Below are 12,219 nucleotides of genomic sequence, written 5' to 3' on the forward strand. Positions count from 1 at the left end.
ATTCATGGTAAAAACCATTATATAATTCAATTAAATTTCCTGTGGGTAATTACTATTAATTAAGATTTGATTTTTTAATATTGCGCCCTCTATATTTTATTTAATGTGCTTGCCAAGTGCTGCAAGCACACTATTCTATTACTATATTAACTTGCTAATTTATCAACCAGCCCATCTATTAGTACTTGTGGCACACCTTGCGAACAACGTTCAATACGACCCCGCACGCCATAAACCTCAGCAAGGCTTTCGGGGGTAATAACCTCAGCGGGTTCGCCTTGAGCAATTAAATTACCTTGTTTCAACATTAATACATGCTCCGCATGTTTGAGCGCAATATTAATATCATGAACCACCACAACCGTGATTATATTTCGACGTTTCGTCTCTTTTGCGACTAAATCCATCACATGATATTGGTAATTTAAATCTAACGCACTTAAAGGCTCATCTAATAACAATAAGTTGGGTTGACGAATTAAAGATTGTGCCAAACCCACTAATTGTTTTTGACCACCTGAAAGTTGGTCTAAATAACTTAACGCCAAATGTTCAATACCCAATTGACGTAATAATCCCATTACTTCGTCTTTACTATTTTCATTGCTCAAACCGCCTGAAGCACGTTGAGCAACAATCACTGACTCTAAAACATACAGGTGCACACCAGCAGGTAATGTTTGCGGTAAATACACCACATTTTGTGCTCGCTGGGCAAAACTCTGTTGGGTTAAATCCTGACCATCCAGTAACAGCTGCCCTGTTGCCTTGTTTAATCCTGCCAACGAACGCAACAATGTGGATTTGCCACTACCATTTGGCCCAAGCAATACCGTGATCTTACCGCGAGGCAAGATATCCGTCGATAGGTTCTCAATTACGGGGCGTTTAGGGTAACCTGCATTAAATTGGTTAATAATCAGGCCACTCATGATACGTTCCCTCTATGACGTAAAATAATGCTTAGGAAGAACGGTACACCAACCAACGAGGTCACGATCCCAACAGGGATAATCACACCCGGAATAATATTCTTCGACGCTATTGAGGCCATGGATAAAATTAACGCCCCAATTAATGCACTTGCAGGCAGATAAAAACGGTGATCTTCACCAAAAATCAACCTTGCTATATGTGGCGCAACTAAACCAATAAAGGCAATAGGACCGACAAATGCCACTGCTAGCGCCGATAAAATACTAATGCGTAATAACGTTGTTAACCTTAAACGGCGCACATCAATACCGAAACTGATCGCCCTATCCTCACCCAATCTTAAAGCCGTTAGCTTCCATGAACTCATCATGGCAATTGGGAAAATAAGTGCGAAAACTAATGCCATCACCCCAAGTTTCACCCAAGTCGCTTTTGATAAACTGCCCATCGTCCAAAAGACTAAACCCTGCAAGGTATCTTCTGTTGCGATGAATTGCATCATGGAAACCAATGCATTAAAGGTGAACACAAGCGCAATACCAAACAGTACGACACCTGAAGTTGCTACACGCGTCCAACGAGTGACTGCGTCTAACATCAGTGCGGCTAACAGGGCAAAAATAAAGGCATTGGCTGATATCACCCATTGGTCAGGCACGCCTGGAATTGCAATACCAGAAACAATCGCTAATGCGGCACCGAATGCTGCTGCATTAGATACCCCTAATGTAAATGGGCTCGCTAACGGGTTATTGAGGATTGTCTGCATCTCAGCACCCGCAAGCCCTAATGACATGCCAATCACCACGGCCATCAATGCGTAAGGCAAGCGAATGTCCCAGACAATGACACGCGTTCCTGCATCAACCGACTCTGGGGTCATCAACGTTTGCCATAAGCGCTCAAGAGATAACCCTGAAGGCCCCAAGGTAAAATCTATAACCAGTGATAATAAAATTGCCGCGATGATAACAACTATCCATGTCAATCGACGGCGTAACATAGTTTGATAATGCTGTTTTACATTATCGTCAGCCTGAATAGCCGCTTTTTCAGCCGTAATCATTGGCTCGCTCGTAATACTCATCAACTCTTACCCGTTTTCATTACTTTTCGCTGACCCAATATACACCGGTTGGTTCGATGGCGAGAAACTCTCGATGCAATTCTTCTAGTGTTTTTTGCGGTTCTAGATCGGCAAATTGTTCTGGGTAGAACCATTTGGCGAAAACTTGCGTCGCAATCACATTGTATGGAGAGTTATAGTAATTGTGCCAGATAGCATAATCTTGCTTATCTTTTACGGCTGATAACGAGCTAATCCCTTTACGTTCAGTAATTTTTTTCAGGCTTTTTTGTGCATCTGTTAATGTGCTTTGTGCGCCTAATTGAACGCCGGCATCTTTACTACCCGGTGCTTTTGCACCAGATGCAATGTAAATATTTGGGTCTGCTGCAATAATTTTCTCTAAGTTCATCGTACCAAGCGCGCCCGGCAAAACACCTTTAGCAATATTTTTACCACCAGCTAAATCAATAAAATTCCCCATATTTCCATCGCCAGCGGTACCACAGCAATCTTCAAAAGCACCAGCGCGTAATTCAATAAAAACACTTGGTTTTTTATCTTCTGGTATTTTCGAAGTAATATCAGTGACTAATTTTTGGTTTCTTTCATAAAAATCGACATATTTATTTGCCGCCTGTTCGCGGTTCAATGCTTTACCAAGTAAACGCATGCTTGGTAAAGTGTTTTCCAGTGGTTTATCACGGAAATCCACAAATACGACAGGTACACCAGCTTTTTCGAGCTGGCTAACTAATTCACTATTTTTACCCGGCCCATGGCCTGACAAACCAAAAATCGCAATATCTGGATTTAGAGTTAATACTTTTTCTGAACTGACGCTATCTGCACTGGTATTACCAATTAATGGAATGTTATCAATTTCAGGAAATTTCGCTTTATAAACAGCATAGGTTTGCGGGTCTAGTTTTCGAAGGTCACCTTGCCAACCTACAATTCGCTCAATGGGTTTATCACCTTCTAGCAGAGCTATTGCACTAAATAGGCGCCCTTCGCCTAATAAAATGCGATTAACATTATCAGGAACCTCAACGGTACGACCTGCAATATCAGTCACTGTTACAGCCCAAGCGCTCATACTGGCACTTGCTAATAACGCTAAACTTATTCCTTTTACTACCGACCTAGCTACAGACTTCTTGGCTACCGACGACATAGTATTAAGCTCCACTCTTAACCTCATTGACTTACTTTTTTTTATGCGGTAACAATAAAGCAAATAAGAATACTTATCAATACGATTATTAGTTTAATCATGGCTTTCATCAATAGAATTCTGTGACCATCATCGTAAACCTAAACATTCAGCCTATTTTACCGCCAAAATGCAGGTTTATTGCGCTATATATAAAAAAACAGCACCCTATTAAGAGTGCTGTTATTGATGATAGATATTTAAAAAAACTATTTATCTAAATTTTCGCGGTAACTTGGAAAGCTCATGTCTTTATAACGGATAAACGTCGTTTTCTTCGCTATCTTATAACCAAACCAAATTGCTAAAAATAACGGAATTCCAATATAAGTTGCGGTAACCCCTACCCAATCAATTTTATCTTCTAAAAAAGCTTGGTAGTTTTGACCCAACGTGATTGTTAAGCACAAAATAAAGGCAAAAATAGGACCGATTGGGAAAAAGCCTGAACGATAAGGTAAGTCATTAAGATCTCTCCCTTGTGCAATATAGCCCCTACGGAAACGATAATGGCTAATGGCAATACCTAACCAAGCAATAAACCCTGTCATCCCCGATGTATTTAACAACCACAAGTACACCGTTTGGTTGCCAAACATGGAACTTAGGAAACATAACCCTGCAACAACCGTCGTTGCTAACAATGCATAACGAGGTACGCCACCTTTAGATAAACGGGCGAAAATACGTGGAGCCTTACCTTCTCGGGCTAAGGTATACAACATACGCGTTGATGCGTACATACCGGAGTTACCTGCCGATAATACCGCTGTTAAAATAACCGCATTCATTACTGCTGCCGCAGATAATAAGCCTGCATTTTCAAATACTAAAGTGAATGGGCTTACACTAATATCTTTGACATCATTACGCAGTAAGTTTGGATCAGTGTAAGGAATGATCAAACTAATAATTAAGATTGCAAAGATATAGAATAACAAGATACGCCAAAATACTTTGCGCACGGCTTTTGGAATATTTTTAGCGGGGTCTTTCGATTCACCCGCAGCAATACCGATTAATTCAGTTCCTTGGAATGAGAACCCAACTATCATTGCCACACCAATCATGGCTGAAAAACCACCAGCAAAAGGCGCATCACCAATTTCCCAATTATGCCACCCGGCATTTTCCGCACCGCTCATGATGCCAAAAATCATTAATACGCCGACAACAATAAAAATGATGACCGTGGTGACTTTTATTAATGAGAACCAGTATTCAGCCTCACCAAACCCTTTAACCGAGATGAAATTCAGTAAGAAAATAATGGCAAGGAAAATGGCGCTCCAAATCCAACCGGGGGTATCTGGGAACCAGTAAGTCATCACTAATTGAGCGGCAACTAAGTCAACCGCAATGGTCACAGCCCAGTTGTACCAATAGTTCCACCCAAGCGCAAAGCCAAAGCCTTCATCGACATATTTTGCACCATAGGTTGCAAATGAACCTGAAACGGGCATATATGCGGCTAACTCACCTAAACTGGTCATCAAAAAATAGACCATTAAGCCAATGATAGCATAAGAAAGGAGTGCTCCGCCGGGGCCTGCTTGTGCAACCGTTGCCCCAGAGGCAACAAATAAACCTGTACCGATGGACCCACCGATAGCAATCATCGCAAGATGGCGTGCCTTTAGCTCACGGCGTAGTCTTTGTGGGCCGCCCTGCGAGATAGTATTGGTATGTTGTTCTGACATTTGTTCCCTGCATTTTATTATTCAGCTAATATCGCAGGGATTCTAGCAAAATAGGCTGTGAGAACTAAGCAACTCTTCACTGTTATAAGATACCTTCATAATTCACACAAAATTATAAGTAAAATGCGTTATCTCAAAAAATTCAGTATACCCTCTTAATAAGAGGACGACGTCTTATTTTCTTTATCGTGTCAGTAGCGGCAAATGTGACTGTTCAAGGCACATAAAAAGTGCAGCCAACAACGCGATAGCCTATCACAAGTACAACACATTCACTGCAATCCTCTATAGCTTTTAGCGTGTCGCTAGGCTGCAATTGAGACTATCCAAGGAGCATACATTAGTATGTGACTTGGGTCGTCGATTGCAGCCAACAACGCGACAGGTTAAAAGATGACGAGGATTTTTAATTACAGTAAGACAGAAGGTTAGTAATCGCATTCGAAAGATGCTTTTGACGGTGATAAATCAAATATAGCGTTCTTTCTAAATGAAGTTCATCTATTTTTAGTTCAACTAGAGAGCCATTTTCTAATTGCTCTTCGATCGCTCGACGAGATAAACAACTTATACCTATTCCATAACGAACTGCATGTTTGATAGCTTCTGAATTCCCTAGCTCCATTAAAATATGAAAGCCAGGAAGATGTGCAAATAATAATTGGTCGAGCACGTCCCGCGTACCTGAACCTCTTTCACGCAAAATCCAAGGCGCATCACGCAAATCTTTTAAAGAAACTTTTTTATTCGCCAATGGATTTTGGGGTGAAACAAAAATAACGAGTTCATCTTTTAACCATGCTTTTGAAATTAACTCAGGGCTATGACAAACGCCTTCGATTAACCCAACATCGGCTCTAAATTCCATGACTGCTTTAATAATTTCTTCTGTGTTACTGATAAAAAGCTCTAAAGGAATATCCGGGTGGTCATGACGGTAACCCGCTAAGACTTCTGGTAAAATATAATTACCAATCGTTGTACTTGCTGCAAGACGCACTGCGCCCATCTCTTTTTTAAATAATTGCTCGACTTCTAACCCTTGCTCTAATAACGCTAAAGCTTTGGGATATAGCAGCCTTCCGTGCTCATTCGTAACAAGTCGTTTACCCACACGGTCAAATAATTGAACGCCTAATTGACCTTCTAAATCCGTTAGCGACGCGCTGACAGCCGATTGTGAAAGTGCTAATAACTGAGATGCCTGCGTCGTGGAGCCACTTTTTAATACTTCCGTAAAAACCTCAAGTTGCCTAAGTGTAATTCGCATAAAGGTAAGCCCCAACGTGATTTTTAGTATTTGTAATAATAATGTTAATATTAACGATTTATTCGCAATATTCCAGAAGAAACTTATAATCTATTTTGGTGGTAGATTATATAATGATAATCAATTTAAATTATTATTACTTTTGTTATATCCTTATTACTAAATCTTATAAGCGGTAATAAAGAGTATTATCATGAATAAAAGTGACACCAACACCCTTGAGCAGAATAGCCTAAACCCTATATTTAAACTCATACCAGGTATTATTCTAGCGGGTATTCTAACTGCTATTGCAATTTACCTCGGTGACCAACCCTGGTTTATGGATATTGGTTTAGGTGCATTAACTCTCGCAATATTATTAGGAATTATTGTCGGGAATACTTTTTACCCCGTAGCCAGTCAATCTTGTGATGCTGGCATTAAATTTGCCAAACACTATTTTTTACGTGCCGGGATTATTTTGTATGGCTTTCGCCTTACTTTTCAACAGATCACTGACGTAGGCGCTACTGGTGTAATTATTGATGCTTTAACATTAACATCGACATTTTTATTAGCGTATTGGCTAGGCAAAAAAGTGTTCGGTCTTGATGAAGAAACAACATTATTAATTGGTGCTGGCAGTAGTATCTGTGGCGCAGCCGCGGTCATGGCAACTGAGCCTGTCGTTAAAGCATCCGCAAGTAAAGTCGCGGTTGCCGTTTCAACCGTTGTTATCTTTGGTACGATTTGTATCTTTGTTTACCCTTGGATTTACCAATTAAACGCACACTTTGGTTGGTTTCCGGCAACAGAAGAAACCTTTGGAATTTACATTGGTTCAACAGTACATGAAGTTGCACAGGTTGTTGCAGCAGGCCATACAATTGGTACAGATGCAGAAAATGCCTCTGTTATTGCCAAAATGATCCGTGTCATGATGCTTGCGCCATTTTTAATTATTTTATCTGCGTTTTTAAGCCGTAAAACGGCCGCTAACCAAACAATAAAGACCCAAAAAAGTAAAATTACTATTCCTTGGTTTGCTGTATTTTTTATTGTTGTCGCAGGTTTTAACTCACTCAATTTACTGCCTCAGGCATTAGTACAGCAAGTTATTGCTTTGGATACCATTTTACTTGCTATGGCAATGGTTGCTTTAGGGTTGACTACCCATGTTAGCGCTATTCGCCAAGCGGGCATTAAACCATTGCTAATGGCGTTGATACTGTTTGTTTGGTTGATAGTTGGCGGGCTATTAATTAACTTACTGATTCAAAACATTTTTTAATCTACATTTTCCTCGTTTTTAGCCACCTTAACTGGTGGCTTGTTTGTTGATTTCATTTATTCACTTATTAATGGCATACTCCAATAAAAAGGAGTCAAAAATGAAATATATTGGAGCACATGTCAGCGCCTCTGGTGGCGTTGACCAAGCCGTTATTCGTGCACATGAAATCAACGCAACCGCTTTTGCATTGTTCACAAAAAATCAGCGTCAGTGGAAAGCTGCGCCACTGAGCGAAGAAGTGATTAAAAAATTTAAAGATAACTGCAAAAAATATGGATACGGTAAACACCAGATCCTGCCCCATGACAGCTATTTAATCAATTTAGGTCATCCTGAATTTGAAGCTCTAGAAAAATCTCGGGTCGCTTTTATCGATGAAATGCAGCGCTGTGAGCAATTAGGTATTGATTTACTTAATTTCCACCCAGGTAGTCATTTAAACAAAATTGAAATTGACGACTGTTTAGCGCGGATTGCTGAATCTATTAATATCGCGCTTGCTGAAACCGAGGGAGTGACTGCTGTCATTGAAAATACGGCAGGGCAAGGTACTAACTTAGGTTTTGACTTTACACATCTCGCAAAAATTATTGATGGGGTAAAAGATAAAAGCCGTGTAGGTGTGTGTATCGATACTTGTCATGCTTTTGCCGCAGGTTATGACCTACGCACTGCCGAAGATTGTGATAAAACATTTGACCAGTTTGCAGAAATTGTCGGGTTTGAATTTCTAAAAGGAATGCACCTTAATGATGCGAAAAGTGAATTTGCCAGCCGTGTCGACCGCCACCATAGTTTAGGTGAAGGGAATATTGGTTTTGCACCATTTACTTACATTATGCAAGATAACCGTTTCGATGGTATCCCTTTGATTTTAGAAACCGTAAACCCCGATATTTGGCCACAAGAAATTGCGTGGTTAAAAGCACAACAAAATAATTAGCGATTTAGCCTACTTTCTAATAACAAAAACCCCCGCATTTATCATATGGGGGTTTTATTTGAACTGAATGACCTATAACGATTTCATTTCAATTTTTGCCATCATATCCGCTAATTTATTTCTATTTTTTAAGCCGACATCTGGCTGGGAAACTGAGAGTGCAGAAATTGCAGTCGCCATACGTAAGGTATGCTCACTGGACTCACCATTGAGTAGCCCGTAAGCTAGCCCTGCCACCATCGAGTCACCAGCCCCAACCGTGCTTATCACTTCACAATGTGGTGGTTTAGCTAACCAAGAACCCGAAGCATTAACCCACAGAGCCCCTTCTTCCCCTAGCGATATGACAACATGGGAAATGCCTTTATCTCTTAATTCATGGGCTGCAGCTACGACATCTTGTAAGTCTGGCAGTTTTCGACCAACCCAACTTTCTAGCTCATGACGATTAGGTTTTACTAGCCATGGTGACGCTTTTAAACCCGCCTTTAAGGCTTCTCGACTGCTATCAAAAATAATACATGGGCATAATTGGCGAAGGCGAGTCATCCACCGAGTAAATTCTTCTGGATCAATACCACTTGGCAAACTTCCGCTAACCACAACCATATCAAAATGGCCAAGCCAATTGAGTGATTCTGTCGAGAAACGGTTCCAGTCTTCTTTGCTGACCTCAAAACCTGAAAAGTTGAAATCAGTCGATTCCCCATTGTTTTCCGTGAGTTTTACGTTAATTCGTGTCCGTCCTGGCACCATACTAAAGCGGTTAGCCATGCCATTTTCACTGAAAAAATGTTGGAATTCTTCTTGGTTATCCTTTCCCATAAAACCACTAACAGTGATATCAATACCTAAGTCACGGAGTACTTTTGCGACATTGACCCCTTTACCACCCGCATTGAGGCTAGCGGTTTTGACTAAATTGACTTCCCCCACTTCGATATTAGAGCATAAGCCCACAAGGTCGTAAGCAGGATTTAATGTAATTGTAGCAACCCGGCGAGTCATAACCACTAATCTCCCTTATCATGATTATCGTGTCTTTAAATTTAAGTATAGTTATAACATTAAAGCATATTGTTTTCAGTGATATTTGTACTTTTTCCTGCTTGTTTTTCTACAAGATTATGTCAGGATCAGCGCGCTGAAAAATAAAATAATAAGGAGAATATATGTCTGAGCCTGCTTACGTCGTCGTTGGTGTCGGTGTGCTAATCACTAACAAGTATGGGCAAATTTTGATAGGTAAACGCAGTAGTAAACATGCGCCCTATTGGTCCATTTTCGGCGGACATGTCGACCCCGGTGAATCTTTTGAAACCTGTGCAATTCGCGAAATAAAAGAAGAGATAGGTATTGATATCCAAGCCCCCACTGTTTTTGGCATCAGCAATAATTTACAAACTCACCAACAAGAAGGTAAACACACCGTTTCTGTTTGCATGCATGTTGAATATGACGGTGATGTTGAGCCTCAAATTATGGAACCAGATAAATGTGAAAGCTTAATGTGGGTTTCACCAGACAAACTCCCAGAACCGCATTTTGAGGCTAGTCGCAACGCGGTTGACCTCTGGCTAACACAACGTTTCTATCGCCAAAACGCCTAATTAATCGTAAGCGTACAAACATTCTCGCGTTGTACGTTTATTATCCATCCCTTTCTAATTACTCATTTTTCCCTGTTTTATTCTATTTACTATATTTACAATACTTCATGCTTGCCGTATCATTTAGCTAGTACAGTGAAACAATATATTTAGGAGCCACCATGGCTATTGATGGAACAACACAACAAAAAAATCCTTCTATATTAGGAGGTGCTATGATCATTGCCGGTACCGCAGTGGGTGCTGGTATGTTTTCTATTCCTATGGTGACTTCTGGCGTATGGTTCACAGGCTCCGTCATACTGTTGATTTATACCTTTATTTGCATGTTACTTTCTGGGTTAATGATTTTAGAAGCCAATATGAATTACCCTGCGGGCGCTAGTTTCCATACGATGGTTAAAGATTTGTTGGGTTCGACATGGAATTCAATTAATAGTTTATCCGTCACCTTTGTGCTTTACATACTTACTTATGCCTATATTTCTGCGGGTAGCTCTATCATCGCAGCGAATTTGTCAGAAAAAATACAGATACCTCAAGCAGGTGCTGGCTTTATTTTTGCCTTCATAGTGGCTTTTTTTGTGTGGCTTTCTACGCGTGCTGTCGATAGGTTAAGCACTATTTTAATTGGTGGAATGGTAATCACCTTTATTATGTCAATCGGTGGAATGGTTTCAACTGCATCTCCAGCTATCTTATTTAACCAAACTGAACAAGGTGAAAGCCAGTATCTTCCATATGCCTTAGCCGCATTACCTTATTTATTAACTTCATTTGGTTATCACGGTAATGTGCCAGGATTAGTAAAATATTATAATAAAGATAGCCGCAGTGTTGTTAAGAGCCTCGTCTATGGCGCAACCATTACCGTGGTTATCTATATTTTGTGGCAGTATGCGATTCAAGGAAATATTCCAAGAACTTCATTTATTGAAATCAGAGAAAATGGTAATAATATTGATGCATTACTGACCCAAATGAATATTTCCACCCAAAGCAGTTTTATTTCTCAGTTTTTGAACCTGTTCTCCTATATGGCTTTAGCGAGTTCTTTCTTAGGTGTATCTTTAGGGCTATTTGATTTTATCGCTGATTTTTTCAAATTTGAAGATAACAAATTTGGCCGCCTTAAATCCATATTAGTCACCTTTTTACCACCAACAGTACTCGCTTTAATTTTTCCTAATGGGTTTATTTATGCGATTGGTTTTGCAGGGTTAGCAGCGACTATTTGGGCTGTTATTGTCCCTGCCCTGATGGCGAAAGCAAGTCGTAAACGCTACCCTAACAACAGTTATAAAGCACCAGGAGGGAGCTTTATCATTGGCTTCGTGATCCTCTTTGGATTAATTAATGCGGTCGCTCATTTATTATCGCTATCTGGTTTACTTCCTATCTATTAACCATTCGAGTATGAATATAACCTACGGGTTATATTCATACTGATATTTATCTAAATATTTTTCACTGAAAATTGACTTCAGCATCTTGCCTAATTCCTTATCTGCGAGTAATTTTGTCGCACTCTTTTTGACAACCCTAAAGAAGGTTATTTATGGCCAAGGCCAACGAAATTAAACGTGGTTTAGCAATTAACTACAATGGCAAACTATTACTTGTAAAAGACATTGATATTCAAGCACCTAGCGCTCGTGGTGCAAGTACGCTATATAAAATGCGCTTTACTGATATCAAAACTGGCCAGAAAGTTGAAGAGCGTTTCAAAGGCGATGATATTTTAGAAACCATTTCGCTAACACGCCGTGGAGTGAGCTTTTCTTATATTGATGGTGATGAATATGTCTTCATGGACAATGAAGATTACACTCCTTACATTTTCAAAAAAGCGGATATTGAAGAAGAATTACTTTTTATTCCTGAAGAAGGGTTACCAGGAATGCAAGTATTAACAATGGATGGACAAGTTCTTGCATTAGAGCTACCACAAACGGTTGATATGGTGATTGTTGAAACAACACCTGCAATTAAAGGCGCATCAGCAAGCGCACGGACTAAACCCGCAACCATGGCTACAGGACTAACAGTCCAAGTCCCTGAATATTTAACCAGCGGAGAAAAAATTCGTATTCATATCGCTGAGCGTCGTTATATGGGCCGTTGTGACTAATTTTTGTTTTTAATTTGATAGAAACAATTTTTTATATGCCTATGAAGTTACTGTTCATAGGCATATGTCAT

General features: G+C 40.0%; 11 protein-coding genes. 5 read left to right on the forward strand and 6 right to left on the reverse strand.

Going from position 1 to position 12,219, the window contains the following annotated elements; genetic code table 11:
- Positions 1 to 146: 146 nt before the first annotated feature.
- From PR683_RS06060 to yieE, 5 genes are all read right to left on the reverse strand, one after another.
- On the reverse strand, positions 147 to 935 hold the full coding sequence (locus PR683_RS06060) for an ABC transporter ATP-binding protein (protein ID WP_094960415.1): 789 nt from the start codon (positions 933 to 935) through the stop codon (positions 147 to 149).
- Positions 929 to 2,023, reverse strand: coding sequence for a FecCD family ABC transporter permease (locus tag PR683_RS06065; protein WP_004911884.1), 1,095 nt, complete (start codon positions 2,021 to 2,023; stop codon positions 929 to 931). The genes PR683_RS06060 and PR683_RS06065 overlap by 7 nt, the downstream gene beginning before the upstream one ends.
- Before the next feature lie 19 nt (positions 2,024 to 2,042).
- Complete coding sequence (locus PR683_RS06070) at positions 2,043 to 3,206, reverse strand: ABC transporter substrate-binding protein (protein WP_109911586.1); 1,164 nt, start codon at positions 3,204 to 3,206, stop codon at positions 2,043 to 2,045.
- Between the two features lie 221 nt (positions 3,207 to 3,427).
- Entirely contained in the window at positions 3,428 to 4,918 is a 1,491-nt protein-coding gene (locus tag PR683_RS06075) for an amino acid permease (RefSeq protein ID WP_109911585.1), read from the reverse strand.
- Positions 4,919 to 5,324: 406 nt separating this feature from the next.
- The gene (gene yieE, locus PR683_RS06080) at positions 5,325 to 6,188 is read right to left on the reverse strand and encodes a DNA-binding transcriptional regulator YeiE (protein WP_272581713.1); all 864 of its coding nucleotides are present in this window, start codon (positions 6,186 to 6,188) and stop codon (positions 5,325 to 5,327) included.
- 193 nt (positions 6,189 to 6,381) lie between these two features.
- On the opposite strand from yieE, the gene PR683_RS06085 reads away from it, so the two are divergent.
- Positions 6,382 to 7,461: a YeiH family protein gene (locus PR683_RS06085; RefSeq protein ID WP_123381708.1), complete on the forward strand. Its 1,080-nt coding sequence runs from the start codon at positions 6,382 to 6,384 to the stop codon at positions 7,459 to 7,461.
- Between the two features lie 100 nt (positions 7,462 to 7,561).
- The gene (nfo, locus tag PR683_RS06090) at positions 7,562 to 8,407 is read left to right on the forward strand and encodes a deoxyribonuclease IV (RefSeq protein WP_123381707.1); all 846 of its coding nucleotides are present in this window, start codon (positions 7,562 to 7,564) and stop codon (positions 8,405 to 8,407) included.
- A gap of 72 nt (positions 8,408 to 8,479) precedes the next feature.
- On the opposite strand, the gene fruK is transcribed toward nfo, so the two are convergent.
- A complete protein-coding gene (fruK, locus tag PR683_RS06095; RefSeq protein ID WP_272581714.1) occupies positions 8,480 to 9,415 on the reverse strand; it encodes a 1-phosphofructokinase in 936 nt (311 codons plus the stop codon).
- 164 nt (positions 9,416 to 9,579) lie between these two features.
- Here fruK and PR683_RS06100 point away from each other — a divergent pair, with 164 nt between their 5' ends.
- The 3 genes from PR683_RS06100 to yeiP all read left to right on the forward strand — a co-directional run bounded on the left by PR683_RS06100 (position 9,580) and on the right by yeiP (position 12,148).
- Positions 9,580 to 10,017 carry a nucleotide triphosphate diphosphatase NUDT15 gene (locus PR683_RS06100; RefSeq protein ID WP_004911901.1) on the forward strand — a complete coding sequence of 146 codons (438 nt, stop codon included), beginning with the start codon at positions 9,580 to 9,582 and terminating at the stop codon, positions 10,015 to 10,017.
- Between the two features lie 161 nt (positions 10,018 to 10,178).
- Positions 10,179 to 11,423 carry a tryptophan permease gene (gene mtr, locus PR683_RS06105; RefSeq protein ID WP_109911582.1) on the forward strand — a complete coding sequence of 415 codons (1,245 nt, stop codon included), beginning with the start codon at positions 10,179 to 10,181 and terminating at the stop codon, positions 11,421 to 11,423.
- A 152-nt stretch (positions 11,424 to 11,575) separates the two neighbouring features.
- A complete protein-coding gene (gene yeiP, locus PR683_RS06110) occupies positions 11,576 to 12,148 on the forward strand; it encodes an elongation factor P-like protein YeiP (RefSeq protein WP_004911909.1) in 573 nt (190 codons plus the stop codon).
- Positions 12,149 to 12,219 lie beyond the last annotated feature (71 nt).

This window comes from Providencia sp. PROV269 (genome assembly GCF_028477785.1).
GTDB lineage: Bacteria > Pseudomonadota > Gammaproteobacteria > Enterobacterales > Enterobacteriaceae > Providencia > Providencia rettgeri.